Origin of the sequence: Staphylococcus sp. CWZ226 (genome assembly GCF_018986355.1) — a bacterium.
GTDB lineage: Bacteria > Bacillota > Bacilli > Staphylococcales > Staphylococcaceae > Staphylococcus > Staphylococcus simulans.
Genome location: NZ_JAHMSB010000004.1, coordinates 170,997 through 189,903, shown reverse-complemented (window position 1 = coordinate 189,903; position 18,907 = coordinate 170,997). Strand labels below are relative to the sequence as shown.

At 36.4% G+C, this 18,907-nt stretch carries 15 protein-coding genes; 13 read left to right on the top strand and 2 right to left on the bottom strand.

Annotation, left to right across the window (positions count from 1 at the left end):
• Positions 1 to 193 precede the first annotated feature (193 nt).
• The 13 genes from KRR19_RS05125 (at position 194) to KRR19_RS05065 (ending at position 15,366) form a co-directional block, all read left to right on the top strand.
• On the top strand, positions 194 to 787 hold the full coding sequence (locus tag KRR19_RS05125) for an anthranilate synthase component II (RefSeq protein WP_070864102.1): 594 nt from the start codon (positions 194 to 196) through the stop codon (positions 785 to 787).
• Positions 771 to 1,907: a chorismate-binding protein gene (locus tag KRR19_RS05120; RefSeq protein ID WP_105978137.1), complete on the top strand. Its 1,137-nt coding sequence runs from the start codon at positions 771 to 773 to the stop codon at positions 1,905 to 1,907. Before KRR19_RS05125 ends, KRR19_RS05120 begins: the two co-directional genes overlap by 17 nt.
• 5 nt (positions 1,908 to 1,912) lie before the next feature.
• A complete protein-coding gene (locus KRR19_RS05115; RefSeq protein ID WP_023015400.1) occupies positions 1,913 to 2,521 on the top strand; it encodes an aminotransferase class IV in 609 nt (202 codons plus the stop codon).
• 53 nt (positions 2,522 to 2,574) lie between these two features.
• Positions 2,575 to 2,781, top strand: a complete 207-nt coding sequence (locus KRR19_RS05110; RefSeq protein WP_023015399.1) for a hypothetical protein — start codon at positions 2,575 to 2,577, stop codon at positions 2,779 to 2,781.
• A 16-nt stretch (positions 2,782 to 2,797) separates the two neighbouring features.
• Positions 2,798 to 3,505, top strand: coding sequence for a 5-oxoprolinase subunit PxpB (gene pxpB, locus KRR19_RS05105; RefSeq protein ID WP_002481509.1), 708 nt, complete (start codon positions 2,798 to 2,800; stop codon positions 3,503 to 3,505).
• On the top strand, positions 3,493 to 4,497 hold the full coding sequence (locus tag KRR19_RS05100; RefSeq protein ID WP_002481510.1) for a 5-oxoprolinase subunit C family protein: 1,005 nt from the start codon (positions 3,493 to 3,495) through the stop codon (positions 4,495 to 4,497). Before pxpB ends, KRR19_RS05100 begins: the two co-directional genes overlap by 13 nt.
• Positions 4,498 to 5,063: 566 nt before the next feature.
• Positions 5,064 to 7,010: a polyglycerol-phosphate lipoteichoic acid synthase LtaS gene (ltaS, locus tag KRR19_RS05095; protein ID WP_002481511.1), complete on the top strand. Its 1,947-nt coding sequence runs from the start codon at positions 5,064 to 5,066 to the stop codon at positions 7,008 to 7,010.
• A gap of 222 nt (positions 7,011 to 7,232) precedes the next feature.
• Complete coding sequence (locus tag KRR19_RS05090) at positions 7,233 to 9,104, top strand: ABC-F family ATP-binding cassette domain-containing protein (protein WP_216733503.1); 1,872 nt, start codon at positions 7,233 to 7,235, stop codon at positions 9,102 to 9,104.
• 12 nt (positions 9,105 to 9,116) lie between these two features.
• Positions 9,117 to 10,895, top strand: coding sequence for a DNA helicase RecQ (recQ, locus tag KRR19_RS05085; RefSeq protein ID WP_156666933.1), 1,779 nt, complete (start codon positions 9,117 to 9,119; stop codon positions 10,893 to 10,895).
• 97 nt (positions 10,896 to 10,992) lie between these two features.
• Complete coding sequence (locus tag KRR19_RS05080; RefSeq protein ID WP_002481514.1) at positions 10,993 to 11,949, top strand: ABC transporter ATP-binding protein; 957 nt, start codon at positions 10,993 to 10,995, stop codon at positions 11,947 to 11,949.
• Positions 11,946 to 13,460: an ABC transporter permease/substrate-binding protein gene (locus KRR19_RS05075; protein WP_105978140.1), complete on the top strand. Its 1,515-nt coding sequence runs from the start codon at positions 11,946 to 11,948 to the stop codon at positions 13,458 to 13,460. The genes KRR19_RS05080 and KRR19_RS05075 overlap by 4 nt, the downstream gene beginning before the upstream one ends.
• A gap of 163 nt (positions 13,461 to 13,623) precedes the next feature.
• Entirely contained in the window at positions 13,624 to 14,688 is a 1,065-nt protein-coding gene (gene hisC / locus KRR19_RS05070; RefSeq protein WP_060804120.1) for a histidinol-phosphate transaminase, read from the top strand.
• 141 nt (positions 14,689 to 14,829) lie between these two features.
• Complete coding sequence (locus KRR19_RS05065) at positions 14,830 to 15,366, top strand: 5' nucleotidase, NT5C type (protein WP_002481517.1); 537 nt, start codon at positions 14,830 to 14,832, stop codon at positions 15,364 to 15,366.
• Positions 15,367 to 15,491: 125 nt separating this feature from the next.
• Here KRR19_RS05065 and KRR19_RS05060 read toward each other — a convergent pair whose 3' ends face one another.
• On the bottom strand, positions 15,492 to 16,994 hold the full coding sequence (locus tag KRR19_RS05060) for a peptide MFS transporter (RefSeq protein WP_002481518.1): 1,503 nt from the start codon (positions 16,992 to 16,994) through the stop codon (positions 15,492 to 15,494).
• Between the two features lie 294 nt (positions 16,995 to 17,288).
• On the bottom strand, positions 17,289 to 18,812 hold the full coding sequence (locus tag KRR19_RS05055; protein ID WP_216733501.1) for a peptide MFS transporter: 1,524 nt from the start codon (positions 18,810 to 18,812) through the stop codon (positions 17,289 to 17,291).
• Between the last annotated feature and the right edge of the window lie 95 nt (positions 18,813 to 18,907).

Genomic DNA, 18,907 nt, shown 5'->3' with positions numbered 1-18,907 from the left:
CTAGTTTTTTATAGAGGGTATCAGCTAGGAACCTCTGTGTTTCTATGTCGATAGATAGAATAATATATTTCCTAAGTAAAATCAAGGTGTCTCTGCTTCTGCTATTACAAAATCGTGTGACATCTTGTAAAATGAAGTTAAAAGCATTGTTCGACGAAACAAATAGAATGTTGAGTAAGGGGACAAGTTGAGTATGATTATAATGATAGATAACAAAGACTCATTTACATATAACTTAGTAGATTATCTGAAGACAGAAAGTAATGAACGTGTGACAGTTATCGATGTAGATGACGTAGATATAGAAACATTAAAAACGATGCAGCCGCATGCGATTGTGATTTCCCCAGGCCCAGGAAGTCCAAGTGATTATCCGATTTTACATGAAGTCCTTAGCACGTTTGAAGATAGTGTACCTATTTTAGGTGTGTGCTTAGGATTTCAACTCATTGTTGAACATTACGGTGGTGCTATTATTCATAGTTTGCGACCTGTACACGGACACACCACGCTGATTACCACAAATGAGCAAGGTATTTTTGCGGGGTTACCTAAACAATTTCATGTGATGCGTTATCATTCCTTATGTGCAGATGCATTGCGCATGCCAAGTACGCTAGAAGTCACAGCATATAATGAAGAGCAAATTGTGATGGCAGTGGCGCATAGAAGTTATCCGATTTATGGTGTGCAATATCATCCTGAATCTATATTGAGTGAATATGGCCATGCGCAAATTCGACTATTTCTTCAACAGGCAGGTGAAAACATTGCGCGCGCACTTTAATTATCGATATTACACAGATGAAACAGATTATAAGCAGTACCAATATTGTTTCAAGACAATTCTTGATCAAAAGATTGCTTATGATTTAAATGAGGTACATGAAGTCATTGATTTTGCTGAACAAGCACATCAGGCAAGTCATTTTGTTTGTCTGTATTTACCTTACGAAGCGGCACCTGCCTTTAATTCTGAAATGGCAGTACATCTACCAGAAACTTCCAATTATGTTTATGCGGCAGCCTATATATTTGAAGCACCTGAAACAAGGGAAGAAGTAAAAGATAAGGCTGTATCAGCACGTCCGCACTTTCATTTTCGTTTGTCGAAGCCAACTATGATTCAACATATCCAACAAGTTCAAGATGCGATTGTAGAAGGGAATACATATCAAGTGAACTATACAACACGTATGTATGATCGTATCCGTATGCCTATTAGCGAAATGTATGATTATTTAACACAAAGCAGTCACGGTAACTATACAGCGTTGCTTGATACAAATGAATTACAAATCGCCTCGATTTCACCTGAATTGTTCTTTCAAAGAGGTTCTTTTAAAACGATGGAGGACGTGGTATTAAGTAAACCGATGAAAGGCACTATGCCAAGAGGGAAAGATAAAGCAGAGGATGACTATTATTATCAACAACTCGCACAATCTAAAAAAGATCAAGCTGAAAATGTGATGATAGTAGATTTATTACGTAATGATATTGCACGTATTTCAAAACCAGGCAGTGTGAAAGTGTATCAACCGTTTCATATTGAACGTTATCAAACTGTCTTTCAAATGACGAGTATGGTCACAGGACAATTACCGCAAGCAACGTCATTACAACGTATTTTGACTGCACTCTTTCCATGCGGTTCGATTACTGGTGCACCTAAATTAAATACGATGCGCTATATTAAAGCATTAGAAGGCACACCGCGACATGTATATTGTGGTACCATCGGGTTAATGATTCCAAACGGTCCCTCAATATTTAATGTACCGATACGTACGGTGCAATATATTGAAGACGAAGCAGTCTATGGTGTAGGTGCAGGTATTACGATTGATTCAGATCCAGAAGCAGAAGTCGCAGAGTTTGAAGCGAAAACTAAAATATTGGAGTGATAATGATGTACTTATTTGAGACAATGCGTTTATCAGAAGGTAAAATTCCACGTCGAGATTATCACAAAGCACGTATTTTACAGTCAGCTAAGGAGCTTTCTATTCCATTACCTGAAATTCAGTGGGAAGCATTTATCGCAGATATTAAAAAGGAATATCCAACAGGCACTTATCGTTTGAAAGTCATGGCAGATGAATCTGGCGAATTGACTTATCAATGTGTCGACTTACCTGAAAAAAGTAGTTTCACTGCTCAAGCGCAATTGATGCGTTCGGATTACCCAAAGTGGCAATATGTCAATAAAACGTCTCATCGTGAACATGTAGAACATCTTCATGAGACAGATGTTGTTCTTTTTTATAATCTGCAAGGTAAAATTTTAGAGTTTGATATCGGTAATGTGCTGATCAAAGAACAAGGTAAATACTACACACCTTGTTTTAATAATGATTTCTTAAAAGGGTGCATGCGTGCACAGTTATTAGATGAAGGTAAAGCAGAAGAAAGAGATTATACAATAGATGAGTTGAGAGAAAAATTGGAGGCACATGAAGCGGAGCTTTTCTTGATAAATAGCTTGCGAGAGGTTGCCGAGATACAGATTAATCTTTAAAATTAAGTATGATTAAACTTATAAGTAGCAGAAGGGTTTAAAAAGGTGGCAGCATGATTGGAATAGTCCTGATATTAATCATTGTGGTAATTTGGGTTGCGAAGCGGCTGGCACGCTATTTCCTACAACAGCAGAAACCTTTAGCAGCAAAAGCCGTCGTAGGTATAATGCTGCTTATCCAACTCGTGCTCGTATATTACTTTATGAAGATGATGATGACGTATATTTTAAGGTTACTAAATATCTTTTATAATCAATGAAGACCAGAGGTGCATTATGAAAATTTATAGTCAAGGTGACAAAGCAATTGTGGTTTCTGTGGAGAAAGAAGTCACGCAACATACAACAGAAGACCTGTTAGCATTACGTTCGTATTTATTAGAACAAAACTATCCATTTATTACAGAAATCGTGCCGACTGAATCTGATATGATGATTGTCTATAATGCGCGAGATATGATGAAACATCATCATATTACATCACCATTCCAATATATGACGGATTTACTGCACTCTATCAAAATCGAAGTCAGACATGGGGATGCTGTAAAAATGCCTGTAGAATTACCTGTCTACTATGGTGGCGAATACGGTCCGGATTTAGCAGAGTTGGTAGAATACTTCGGAATGAGTGAAGAAGAATTTATTTCATTGCATGCGAATAAAACATACTTCGTATCGATGATGGGCTATTCACCAGGATTCCCGTATCTAACAGGATTAAATGAACGTATTTATGTTAACCATACAGGAGATGAACAAAAATTTATTCCAGCAGGATCTGTCATCCTTGAAGGAAAGAAATGTGGTGTAGTCACAACTGATACATACGGTGACTGGCTTGTTATCGGTTATACACCTGTCCGTTTATTCAACCCAGAAAAAGAAGACTTCACTTTATTGAAGTTAGGTGATACTGTACGGTTCAAACCAGCTGAACCTGAAAATGAAAGTGAAGGAGGCAGTGAATCATGTCAATCATAATAGAAAATCCAGGACTTTTTTCAAGCTTCCAAGACTTTGGACGACAAGGTTACGAGCATGATGGCGTTATTCCTGGCGGTGCAATTGATTTCTTAGCACATGAAATTGCGAATCGCTTGGTTGCGAATGATAAAAATGAAGCAACGTTAGAGATGACGACAAAAATGGCGCGTATTCGCTTCACTGAGCCGACTTTAATTGCACTTTCTGGCGGCAACTTCAAAGCATGGACACAAAACATGCGCATTTTGCCGAACAAATTGTATTTAGTAGAAAAAGGAGATGTCCTACAGTTCTCTGAATCTAACCGTACATCTCGTGTTTACTTAGCAATCGGCGGCGGAGTAGAACTTGAAGAGTGGCTAGGTTCAACTTCAACAGACTTCCTATCTAAAATAGGTGGTTACGAAGGACGCGCATTGCAAGCAGGTGATGCGATTAATATGAAACGTAACTATACTAAACGTCATCTGAAATTATTTGATAACTTGAAGGTTACACATAAAACGGATTGGGGTATTGATGGTTATGCACTTTCTTTCAACTATATGTCTGATATGTTCCATGTAGTGTTAAATAAAGGAGCAGAGGACTTTGATGAAGAAACTTTAAATCGCTTTACATATGGTGAATACAAAGTAACCAGCAAAGCGAACCGTGCAGGGATGATTCTAGAAGGCGATCCAGTAAAGGCCTTTTATGAAGACATGCCGCCACATCAATCTGTAAAACGTGGCACGATTCAAGTGAAACGTGATGGTTCACCAATCATCTTATTAAATGACCACTATACATTAGGAAGCTATCCGCAATTAGGTACAATTGCGAGCTATCATTTAACAAAACTTGCGCAAAAACCACAAGGTGCGCGCTTAAAGTTCCAATATATTGATATTTATACTGCAGAAAATAACTTAATGAAATACAGCAGTTGGTTACAACAGCTATTCCATGGTATTGAATATCGTATGATGCAAGAAATGAATAAATAACATGACACATTAATTTAAATGAATTCAACTGAGAAAGCTGGTTACTTTCTCAGTTTTTTTAATGTGCAAAATGCACAATTACATTCTAAGGCTGGAGTCTGATTTAATCGTGTGTGATTTCCTGTATAATTTTATAATATTAACGCGAATTCAAAATAAAAGTGAACAAGCTTAACATGCATGATGAAAGCATTTTATCTTTTCTTAGCAATAAATTAACATAGAAAAAATATAGTGTAATATGTCAATTTTGGATAGGTTTTCGCTTGAAATGTCGTGTGAAATGTTCTATATTTAGTTACTGTACTACGTAATTTTTGTTACAATAGTGTTACAAAGAAGTAGGCAATGTAAATTTTTGATGAATATAAATTAGAGCAATTTAAATGAAACATGACGCAATTATTGAAAATACAGAGATAAGAAGCAGCACGAGACTGCTTCGCTTTTAATTGATTGGCCATTGAGCAGCAATCTTTTCTATAAGAAACATTAAAAAGTAGACGGGAAATGGTACTGTTTGATGATTGATTGAATACTAAATAACAATAACGGGGGAGACACACATGAGTCTGCAGAAAAAGAAAATAAGCATTTTTGTCTTTTTCTTACTCACTGTTTTAACAGTTAGTTTGAAGACCTATTTTGCTTATTATGTTGATTTTTCTTTAGGAGTTAAGGGATTAGTCCAAAATTTAATTTTGTTAATGAATCCATACAGCTTACTCGCATTAATACTTAGCGTATTCTTGTTCTTTAAAGGTAAGAAGGCGTTTTGGTTTATGCTCATCGGCGGATTCTTATTAACTTTCTTGCTTTATGCAAACGTTGTTTACTTTAGATTCTTCTCAGACTTTTTAACATTCAGTACTTTAAACCAAGTAGGTAACGTTGAGTCTATGGGAGGCGCAGTATCTGCGTCATTCAAATGGTATGATTTCGTGTATTTCTTAGATACAATTATCTATCTGTTTATTTTGATCTTTAAATCAAAATGGTTAGATACACGTACTTTCAGCAAGAAATTTGTTCCAGTCGTAATGGCAGTTTCAGTTGCTTTGTTCTTCTTGAACTTAGCATTTGCAGAAACAGATCGTCCTGAATTATTAACTCGTACATTCGACCATAAATACCTAGTTAAATATCTTGGACCATATAACTTCACAGTTTATGATGGTGTGAAATCAATTCAAAACCATCAAGAGAAAGCAATGGCTTCTGAAGATGATTTAACAAAAGTATTGAACTACACAAAACAAAGACAAGCAGAAGTAGAACCTAATCCGGAATATTACGGTGCAGGTAAAAAGAAAAATATTATTAAAATTCATTTAGAAAGTTTCCAAACTTTCTTGATTAACAAAAAAGTCAATGGTAAAGAAGTGACACCTTTCCTTAACAAATTGTCTTCAGGACAAGAAGGTTATAAATATTATCCAAACTTCTTCCACCAAACTGGACAAGGTAAAACATCAGATGCGGAATTCACAATGGATAACAGCTTGTATGGTTTACCACAAGGTTCAGCGTACTCATTGAAAGGTTCTAATACGTATCAATCATTACCAGCAATTCTTGATCAAAAACGCGGCTACACAAGCAACGTTATGCACGGTGACTACAAAACATTCTGGAACCGTGATCAAGTTTACAAACATTTCGGTATTGATAAATTCTACGATGCGACTTACTACGATATGAGTCCTGAAAACATTGAAAACTTAGGATTGAAAGATAAACCGTTCTTTAAAGAATCAGCAGAATATCAATCTAAAATGAAAAAACCATTCTATTCACACTTGATTACATTGACAAACCATTATCCATTCACATTATCACCAGATGAAGCGGGAATTGAAAAACCTAACACTGGCGATGCGACAGTAGATGGCTATGTTCAAACAGCGAACTACATGGATAGTGCTTTAGAAGAATATATCAACGAATTGAAGAAAAAAGGTATCTATGATGACTCAGTGATTGTCATCTACGGTGACCACTATGGTATTTCTGAAAACCATAATAAAGCAATGGAAAAATTATTAGGTGAAGAAATTACACCAGCGAAATTTATGGACTTGAACCGTACTGGTTTATGGATGAAAGTTCCTGGTAAAGAAGGCGGCGTTGACAACACTTACGGTGGACAAATCGACGTAATGCCGACATTACTTCACTTAGAAGGTATCGATACTAAGAACTTCTTAATGTTAGGTACAGATTTATTATCTAAGGATCATAAACAAGTCGTACCATTCAGAAACGGTGACTTTATTACACCTGAATATAAATATGTGAATGGTAGAGCATTTGATAATAAAACAAATGAACCATTAGAAAAAGAACCTGCTGACTTAGAGAAAAATAAACAACAAGTTGAAAAAGACTTAGAAATGAGCGACAGTGTTCTTAATGGTGACTTATTCAGATTCTACAAAAATCCGGATTTCGATAAAGTAAATCCATCTAAATATCAATATAAAACAGGACCTAAAGGTTCTCAGAAAAAATAAACAATGACTTAGTCATTTCAACAGCGGGTGAATCCTCTTAAGGATTTGCCCGCTTTTTTTGGAATTTACGCCTTTACAAAACTTATACAATTATCCGCTGAAGATGAACCTGTAACAGTATCTTTTGACGCGCAAAGGGTGTATAATATATAGAACTGAAAATTGAGATAAAGGTTGAAAACTCAATTGAATGAACGGACTGAACATAAGTGGAGGCATAACATGGAAGCGTATAAAATTGAACATTTACATAAATCTTATGCAGATAAAGTGATTTTTGATGACTTGCACTTATCTGTTTCAGCGCATGAGCGTATCGGACTTGTAGGGATTAACGGTACAGGTAAAAGTACATTATTGAAAGTTATCGCAGGGCTGGATGATGACTTTGAAGCAGAAGTGAATTGTCCGAATGACTATCGCATTCGTTATTCTTCTCAGAAGCAAGATTTAACTAAAGACAGAACAGTACTTGAAGAAGTCTTGAGTGCGGACACAGATACTGTGAAGTTAATCAGAGACTATGAAAAAGCGGTACAACAGTATAGCCAAACGCAAAATGACCAAAACTTGAATCATATGATGAAAATGCAAGAGGCGATGGACCAAGCAGAAGCATGGGACTATAGTGCAGAAGTTAAAACGATTTTATCAAAGCTTGGTATTCATGATACGTCTGTATCGGTTAAATCTTTATCAGGCGGTCAACAAAAGCGTGTTATTTTGGCTAAAACATTGATTGAACAACCAGACTTATTATTACTCGATGAACCGACCAACCACTTAGATTTCGATTCAATTAAATGGTTGATCAACTACGTAAAACAATATCCACATACTGTGTTGTTTGTAACGCATGATCGTTATTTCTTAAATGAAGTTTCAACACGTATTATTGAATTAGATAGAGGTAAATTAACGACCTATCCAGGTAACTATGAAGACTATATTGCGATGCGTGCGGAGAACGAACAAATAGAGCAGCAACAAAACCAAAAAGCACGTGCTTTATATAAACAAGAACTTGCTTGGATGCGTGCAGGTGCAAAAGCAAGAACAACAAAACAACAAGCACGTATTAATCGCTTTAGTGATTTAGAATCACAAGTAAAAAATCAAACAACACGTGAAAGCGGACAATTGAACCTAGCGCATTCTCGTATAGGTAAACAAGTCTTTGAACTAGATGATGTATCTAAAAGCATTGCGGATAAAACGTTATTTGAACATGTGACGCAAATCATACAAAACGGTCAACGAATCGGGATTGTCGGACCTAACGGTGCAGGCAAAACGACGTTGTTAAATATTCTTGCTGGTGAAGATACTGACTTCAGTGGAGAACTGAAAATCGGCCAAACAGTCAAAACAGCTTACTTTAAACAAACGGATGAACGTTTAGATAGAGATATCCGTGTGATAGATTTCTTAAGAGAAGAAAGTGAAGTTGCGAAAGAAAAAGATGGTACGACGGTGTCAGTAACACAATTGTTAGAGCGTTTCTTATTCCCAAGTGCTACACACGGTAAAAAAGTATATAAACTTTCCGGTGGCGAACAAAAACGCTTATATTTACTAAGATTATTGGTTCATCAACCGAATGTATTGTTGCTTGATGAGCCGACAAATGACTTAGATACTGAAACGCTAACTATTCTTGAGGACTATATCGCAACTTTCGGCGGCACAGTTATTACTGTCAGCCATGATCGCTATTTCTTAAATAAAGTTGCACAAGAATATTGGTATGTGCATGACGGTCAAATTGAGCGTGTTATTGGAAGCTTTGAAGACTATGAAGCTTATAAGCAAGAACAAGAGAAACAACAAGCAGTTGCTAAAGCTCAACCAAAAGTTCAAAAAGAAAGACAACGTAAGGGATTGTCTTATAAAGAAAAACGTGAATACGATACGATTATGGAACGTATTGAAGAGACTGAAGCGCGTCTAGAAGTGATTGAACAAGAGATGGTAGACGCAAGTGATGATTATGCGAAAATTCAAGAACTGAATACTGAAAAAGAAGCATTAGAATCACAATATGAAGAAGATATGACACGATGGAGCGAATTAGAAGAATTAAAAGAACAATAAGGGGTCAATTTTATGGAAACGACATTATCGCATTATTTTGGATATAAAGATTTCCGTCCAGGACAAAGGGAAATTATTTCCAAAATACTAGACAAAAAGAATGTGCTAGGGGTATTACCTACTGGCGGCGGTAAATCATTATGTTATCAAGTGCCTGGATTGATAATGGGCGGCGTGACAATTGTGATCAGCCCATTAATTTCATTAATGAAAGACCAAGTCGATCAATTAAAAGCGATGGGCATTAACGCTGCATTTTTAAACAGCAGCTTATCGCAAAAAGAACAACGAGCGATTGAAGAAGATTTACGTCAAGGTAAGATTCAATTCTTATACGCGGCGCCTGAACGTTTTGAGAATCGTCAATTTATGCAGTTGTTATTCGGATTAGATATTCACTTAGTTGCTTTTGATGAAGCACACTGTATTTCTAAGTGGGGACATGATTTCAGACCAAGTTACCAACAAGTCATTGATAAAGTCCTTTGCTTGCCGCAAGACTTTGCGATTGCTGCTTTAACCGCAACAGCTACTGTTGAAGTACAAAAAGATATTATGGAACGCCTGCATATCTCAGGTGTGAACCGAGTAAAAACAAGTATCAAACGTCCTAATTTAGTCTTTAAAGTCAATCCGACATATCAGAGGCAAAAATTTGTGATGGATTATGTAAAGGCACACAAACAACAAGCAGGGATTATTTATTGTTCAACAAGAAAACAAGTTGAAGAACTTCAACAAGTATTTGAAGATCAAAATATCAGCAGTGCCATTTATCATGCAGGTTTAACGAATAAAGAGCGTGATGAAGCACAAAATGATTTTGTCTTTGATCGCATTAAAGTTGTAATTGCGACGAATGCGTTTGGTATGGGGATTGATAAATCTAACGTGAGATATGTCATTCATTACAATATGCCAGGAGATTTAGAATCTTATTATCAAGAAGCTGGACGTGCAGGACGTGATGGCTTAACAAGTGAATGTATCTTACTGTTTAGTGAACGTGATATTAATCTGCATCAATTCTTTATTTCATCTTCTAAGGGTGATGATGACTATAAAGAAAAAATGGGTGAGAAGCTCAATAAAATGATTCAATATACCAAAACAAAAAAGTGTCTAGAAGCTACATTGGTTCATTATTTCGAGCCAAATGAAAAATTAGAAGAATGTGGCCGCTGCAGTAATTGTCGTAATGAAAATAAAACGTATGATATGACGAATGAAGCGAAGAAAATCATCAGTTGTGTGGTGCGTATGGGTCAACAAGAGACTTATGGTGTGATTATTCAAGTGCTGAGAGGCGAGTTGTCTGATTACATCAAGTATAACCAATATGACAAATTATCAACTTTCGGTATTATGAAAGAGTATACGACATCAGAATGTAGTCATTTAATTGATGAATTGCGCTTCAAAGGCTTCTTAAACGAAAATGATGAGGTTTTAACTTGTGATAAAAAGGTTAAGCAAATACTAAGTGAGGATTTAAAAATTTATACTGTACCATTCAAGAAAAAATCTCGTGAAAAAGTCAATATCAATACTATTGAAGGTGTCGATAGAGCATTGTTTGACGCATTAGTACAAGTCAGACAAGAACTCAGCGAGAAATTAAATGTAGCACCGATTAGTATTTTTACTGATTTTACACTTGAAGAATTCGCCAAACGTAAACCTGAATCTAAACAAGAAATGATTGCGATTGACGGTGTCGGTAGTTATAAATTGAAACATTACTGTCCTCAATTTATTGAAACGATTCATAATTATAAAGCGCAAGTTTAATAGATTTAAATACAGAACAGCAAGTTTCACTGTGCTAACGATAGTGTGAGCTTGCTGTTCTTTTTTAAAATAGAAATAGAATGTGGGTGACCTATGCATGATTGAGTTAAAAAACGTTTCGAAGCAATACGGTAATAAAATGGCTGTCGAAGATGTCAGTTTTAACATTGAAGAAGGTGAGTTCTTCGTTTTAATTGGTCCTTCCGGCAGTGGTAAAACAACAACGTTAAAGATGATTAACAGATTGATTCCCTTAACGAAAGGCTATATTTATTTCAAAGGTAAACCAATCAGTGATTTTCCTGTTTATGAAATGCGATGGGATATGGGTTATGTCCTTCAACAAATCGCGTTATTTCCGCATATGACGGTTAAGGAAAACATTGCGCAAGTACCGCAAATGAAAGGTTGGGACAAAGCTAAGATAGACAAGCGTATTGATGAGTTGCTTGAGATGGTGAATCTAGATCCTGATACATATCGCGATCGCAAACCAGATGAATTATCAGGCGGACAACGTCAACGTGTCGGTGTTGTACGTGCATTAGCTGCAGATCCGCCAGTGATTTTAATGGACGAACCATTTAGTGCCTTAGATCCAATCAGTCGTACGAATTTACAAGAAGATTTGATTGAGCTGCAAGCTAAAATCAGAAAAACCATTGTCTTTGTGACACATGATATTAATGAAGCGATGAAATTAGCAGATCGCATTTGTTTATTTAATGATGGACGTGTAGAACAAATCGATACACCTGATGGCTTTATGCAACATCCTAAGAATGATTTTGTGAGACAATTTATTAATCAATATGACCATGCGGATACGTCTCACTTAACGCTTGAAAAACTTCTGCAAGGCAAACAACTTAAAACAGTTGATACACCAAATGATTTACCGGTGTTGTTGCCAGATACACCTTTAAACAAGGTATATGAAGATTTAACACACTATCCTAGTGTCGTAATTAAACAACATGATCAACACCATCTCTTAACACGAGAAGATGTCTTTAAGTTTTTAGCTCAAAGTAAGAGAGGTGACGTATCATGAATGCATTCTTTCAAACATTCTCAGAGCGAAAAGAGGAATTGCTGAGCACGCTGTTAGAACATATGCAAATTTCCTTTATCGCATTGTTAATTGCTTGTTTAATCGGAGTACCGCTTGGTATCTTACTGACGAAAACAAAGCATTTTTCTGAAGCGGTCATCAACGTTGCCGCTGTGATGCAGACGATTCCTTCACTAGCTTTATTAGGACTAATGATTCCATTGTTTGGTATTGGAACAGTGCCAGCGATTATTGCATTAGTTGTATATGCGTTACTGCCAATTCTCCGCAATACATATACTGGTATTAAGGAAGTTGATCCGTCTCTTGTTGAAGCAGCGAAAGGTATCGGAATGAAACCTGGACGTCGTTTGACGAAAGTTGAGTTGCCGATTGCGATGCCGATTATTATGGCAGGTATTCGTACTGCAATGGTGTTAATCATTGGTACTGCAACACTTGCAGCATTAATCGGTGCAGGCGGCCTGGGTGATTTAATCCTATTAGGTATCGACCGTAACAACAGTTCGTTAATTTTATTAGGTGCGATTCCAGCTGCTATTTTGGCGATTGTCTTTGACTTAGCCTTACGTTTCTTGCAGAAACTATCATATAAGAAATTGTTGATTACTTTAGGCACTATCGTGTTAGTTGTAGCACTTGTCATTGTTATCCCAATGTTAGGCGGCAAAGGCGATAAAATCACGATTGCCGGCAAGCTTGGTTCAGAACCATCAATCATTACGAATATGTATAAGATTTTAATCGAAGAAGAAACAGACAACACAGTGGATGTTAAAGATGGCATGGGTAAAACATCATTCTTATTCAATGCTTTAAAATCTGGCGATATTGATGGCTATTTAGAATTTACAGGAACAGTTTTAGGTGAATTAACTAAAGAACCACTGAAATCCAAAGAAGAAGCTAAAGTGTACGAACAGGCAAAACAAAGTCTAGAGAAAAAAGAAAACATGACGATGTTGAAACCGATGAAATACAACAACACTTACACATTAGCTGTGAAGCGTGACTTTGCGAAGAAACACGGATTGAAAACAATTGGTGATTTACAAAAAGTTGAAGATGATATCAAACCTGGTTTCACTTTAGAATTTAATGACCGTCCTGACGGTTATAAAGCTATTTCTAAAGCATATGATTTAAACTTTAATAAAGTTCGTACAATGGAACCGAAATTACGTTATCAAGCTGTTGAAAAAGGTGACATCAATTTAATTGATGCTTATTCAACAGATGCAGAGTTGAAACAATACGATATGGTCATTTTAGAAGATGACAAACACGTCTTCCCACCATATCAAGGTGCACCGATGTTTAAAGAGAAATATCTCAAAGAACATCCTGAAATCATCAAACCGCTCAATAAATTAGCAGGTAAAATCACTGATGAAGAAATGCAAGAAATGAACTACAAAGTCACAGTGAAAGATGAAGATCCGTATCATGTGGCGAAAGAGTATTTAGAGAAACACAATTTAGTTAAGTAATATGAATAAGAAAGTCTGGGTATTGTAACTCAGGCTTTCTTTTTAGTTTTAACATAATCGAGGTACAATAAATTTGTCGTTGCCAAAGGGTTGCTTAAAGGTATATAATTGTCAGTAAATTTAAAATTATTAGAAACAACATTTTGAGGAGGCAGATGTATCTATGAAAGAACAAATTAAACAGCTCTCAGCGTATCAACCAGGCTTATCACCAAGAGCGTTAAAAGAAGAATTCGGTTTAGACATTGAATTACATAAACTAGCATCAAATGAAAACTTATATGGTCCTTCACCTAAAGCGAAAGAAGCGATTAAAGCGCATGTAGATGAAGTGTTGTATTATCCTGAAACAGGTGCACCGACATTACGCAAGGAAATTGCGGAAGGGTTAGGCATTGATGAAAATCGTATTTTATTTGGAGCTGGCTTAGATGAGGTTATCTTAATGATTTCTCGTGCGGTATTAACGCCTGGAGACAAGATTGTGACAAGCCAAGCGACATTTGGTCAGTATTATCATAATGCGATTGTGGAAGCGGCAGAGGTCGTACAAGTACCTTTAAAATCTAATGGTCAATTCGATTTAGATGGTATTTTAGAAGCGATTGATGAAGACACTGCATTAGTATGGATTTGTAATCCAAACAACCCGACAGGCACATATGTCACACATGATGATTTAGAAGCGTTCTTAGAAAAAGTGCCAAGTCATATTCCAGTTTTAGTTGATGAAGCATACTTTGAATTTGTGACTGCGGAAGATTTTCCAGATACATTAAAGTTACAAGAACGTTTCCCAAATGCGTTCTTAATGCGTACGTTCTCTAAAGCATATGGTCTAGCAGGTCTAAGAGTCGGTTATATCATTGCGACTGAAGAAGCAATTCATAACTATAATATTATTCGTCCACCGTTTAACGTAGGGCGCTTATCAGAATATGCGGCAGTCGCAGCATATCAAGATCAAGATTACTTAAAAGACATTCAACAAAAAAATGCTGAGGAACGTGCAAAATTCTTTGAAATTCCAGAAAGCAAACATTTCTTTGACAGCCAAACGAACTTTGTCTTTGTGAATACGAAACGTCCGCATGACTTATATAAAGCGTTATTAAAAGTCGGATGTATTACGCGTGAGTTCCCAATTGGTGTACGTATTACCATTGGCTTCCCAGAACAAAATGATAAAATGATCGAAGTGCTTAAAGACTTTGATTTTGAAGCATAACCGATAACAAAACAAGTATCAACATAATTCCGTGTTGATACTTGTTTTTACTTTACATATTTTCAAATCAGACTTCACAACTCTATAAAATAAATATGCTATACTCGAAGAGAAGAAAAGGAAAGGAAGTTGCTATCAGTAATGAAGAGAGAATCAATAGCGATTGATATGGATGAAGTTTTAGCAGATACAATCAAAGCATTGATTGAAGAAGTGAATAAACGCACAGATTTAGGTATTAAAGAGGCATTATTAGATGGGAATAAACTACGTCACTTTATGCCTGAACATGAAGGGGTACTTGATGAAGTATTAAAACAACCAGGATTCTTTAAGAATTTAGAAGTTATTAAAGATTCACAAGAAGTGGTGAAGAAGTTAGCTGAACACTATGATATTTATATTGCGACAGCCGCAATGGATGTGCCGACTTCATTCCATGAAAAATATGAATGGTTAAGAGTACACTTCCCATTCTTAGATCCGCAACAATTTGTCTTCTGCGGTAGAAAGAATATTGTCAAAGCAGATTATTTAATCGATGACAATCCAAGACAACTTGCACGCTTTACAGGGAAACCAGTGATGTATACAGCACAACATAACATCCACAATAAAGACTTCGATCGTGTCAATAACTGGAAAGAAGTTGAACAATATTTCTTAGGAAATAAATAAGCAAATTTTACAGACGGGGTCGCCCGTCTTTTTCTTCTTCTACATTTATAGTTGAATTAAGTAATGACATAAAAAAGAAGCATCAAACCACTATTTTGAATAGCGTTTGATGCTTCTTTTATGTGTTAACGTATGCCACGCATACCTTTAATAATCTTTGGTACAAACATAAATGCGATTAAGCCGATAACTACTGCTAGAACTCCTAGGAATAAGAAGTAGTTTTGATAGCCTAACGGTTCGATTAATTTAACAAGTGTTCCGTTAATGGCTTGTGCAGTAGCGTTTGTTAATAACCATAAGCTCATCATTTGAGAGTTGAAAGCTTTTGGTGCTAATTTTACTGCAGCACTGCTGCCTGTTGGTGATAAGCAAAGCTCACCGACTACGCAAATGATGTATGACAGAATAACCCAGTTTACGGATACTGTGCTGCCGCCAGAAGTCATCATGACTACCGCTACTAAGATGTATGAAATACCTGCTAACCAAGCACCCCAAATAAATTTAGTCGCAAGGCTTGGTTGGCGATCTCCCATTTTCTTCCAAACATAAGACAATACTGGCGCAAATAATACAATGAATAATGGGTTGATTGATTGGAAGTATGTTTTACCAAAATCAGTTGTCCAACCGAATAAATTCAATTTCATATCTGTGCCTGTAAATGCGTAGATGTTTAAAACGTTAGAACCTTGTTCCTGGATAGACCAGAAAATTACCCCAATAATGAATAACGGAATAAATGAAATAACACGTGAGCGTTCATCATCTGTAACCTCTTTACTTCTAATCATAGTTGTAAAGTAAGAGACTGGTAAGGCAATACCTAAGATTAAGACAGTTGTGCTGACTAAGTTGAATGATAATGTACCAGTTAAACCAGTGATGATTAATACAAGTGCGATGACTACGACTACAATACCTGTAATCATTGAATAACGCTTCTTTTCAACTGCGTTTAATGGGTTTGTCGGCGCTGAACCAACGTTACCTAAGTTACGTCTGTTGAATAAAAGATAAATAACCAATGCGAGTGTCATACCGATTGCTGCGATTAAGAAACCTTGGTGGAACATATGACCTTTAGAGAATTGATCTAAAATTAATGGCGCAGCAAGGGCACCCATGTTTACGGACATGTAGAAAATAACAAACCCTGAATCGATACGTTTATCGTTTTCAGGATACAAGCGACCTACAATATTAGAGATATTCGGTTTCATAAGTCCTGAACCTACGATGATAAAGAACATTGAAATGAATAGTCCTGTTTGTGCTAACGGCAAGCTTAAGAAAACGTGACCGATAATAATTAAAATAGCACCATACATTGTCGCTCTGCGTGTACCTGTGATTCTATCTGCGACCCAGCCGCCAAGTACACTGGTCATAAAGATCAGTGACCCATATACTGACATGACTGACTGTGCAGTCGTTTTATCCATGCCTAATCCGCCATCTTTAATAGCGAAGAACATGTAGAAGATTAAGAGTGCACGCATTCCGTAATAGCTGAATCTCTCCCAAAATTCTACGAAGAAGAGGACTCCTAATCCTTTTGGATGTCCAAAGAACCCTTTCTGTGGTATTTCTTGGACATGCTTTTGATGTAAATTGTTCTGCAAACTAACCCCGACCTTTCTATCCTATAACGGAGTGGATTATATTCGATTCTACTATGTAAAAAAGAGAGTTTCAATAATTTTCTAAAAATAAAAATATTAACAATTTTCTGAAAAGAATAAGATATAAAACATGATTAATCAAGCTTAATTAGAAGAAAAGGCGTAATTTGAGAAGATTTTAACTAAAGAAGGTATGCAGATTGAAATATGGCAAAAAAGTGAAAGTGAAAAATTGACCATAGAAAAAGCCTGAAACCTCTGAGAGATTTCAGACTAAATTTGTTCGATTTTGTATTAGTGAATACCTTTCATTGCACGACGTACAAATGGTGAAATAATCACAAGCAATACCCCGATAGCTAGTGTCAGTAAACCAGAGTATAAGAAGTATTGACCTGAATCCATTTTAGCGTATACAACAACTAGCTGCGCATTCAGACCTTGTGCAGTCGCATTACTTAACATCCATAAGCTCATCATTTGTGCTGTAAAGGCATATGGTGCAAGTTTTGTCGTAGTAGCTAGACCGACAGGTGAGATACATAACTCACCGATTGTGATTAATAAGAAGCTTAAGACTAACCAGATAGGGTGAATCAGTTCTCCAGGTGCTAATCCACCAGCTAAAGGAACGACCATGATTAAATATGAAACCCCACCGATGATGGCACCTAATGCGAATTTAATGACAGTAGGTGGGTTGTGTTTGCCGAGTTTGACCCATAACATCGCAAAGAGTGGTGCTAACGCTACGATAAAGATAGGGTTCAATGATTGGAACCAAGCAGCTGGAATATCGAAATGAATCGCGCCGCCTGTTAATTTAGCTAAGCTTAATTCTGTTTTCTTATCTGCAAAGTTTGCCAAGATTGTAGAACCTTGCTCTTGGATCATCCAGAAAGCTACAGAAGTGATGTATAACGGTACATAACTGCCGACACGAGATTTTTCTTCTGGTGTCACTTTCTTGCTGACAAGCATGTAAACTACAATGTAAATTGGTAAAGCAATTCCGATAAATGTAACTAATAAACTGAAGTTTTCAATTGTTAATGCATTGAATGACTTTAAAACGATTAAATAAATGGCAAACGCTGCGACGATTGCTAAAGCGATTAAAGAGAATTTCTTAGTATCTTCTTTTGTTAATGGATTATGTACAGATAACCCTGCTAAATTTAAATACTTTTTACGTTTAGACCAGTAAACAACTAAACCGATAAACATCCCGACAGCTGCTGTTGCAAAACCAGCATGGAAACCAACACGTGTTTGTAAGTCACCAGTTAAAATAGGTGAAATTAAAGCACCTAAGTTAATCCCCATGTAGAAAATAGTGAAGGCTGCATCAACGCGGTTGTCATTTTTATCGTATAATTCGCCGACTGTTGTAGAAATGTTTGGTTTTAACAAACCTGTCCCGATAATCAAGAGTAATAAAGCAATCATAACGGCGGTTAGGCTGCCCGGTAAACTTAAAATAATATGACCGAACATAATGAGAATACCGCCGAAGAACACAGCGTGTTGTGTTCCTGTGATACGGTCAGCAATCCAGCCCCCGATAACCCCAGACATATAGATTAACGTTCCGTATAAAGCAACAATCTGCATGGCTACAGACTCATCTAAGCCGAATCCGCCTTTAGCTACAGAATAATACAGGTAGTAAACTAAAATAGCTTTCATACCATAGTAACTGAATCTCTCCCAAAACTCAGTAAAGAATAAGGTGCTTAATCCCTTCGGATGACCAAAGAAACCAGTTCGTGGTGTGCTTTGAATAACTTCTTCGCGTGTATATTGTTTCTTGTTCATAAATTTCCCCCTAAGAATGACTTAAAATAATTTTAAGCTATTAAAAGTGTATATACAAGAAAATTCTGAAAATTAATGAAGCTACCTTTTACATT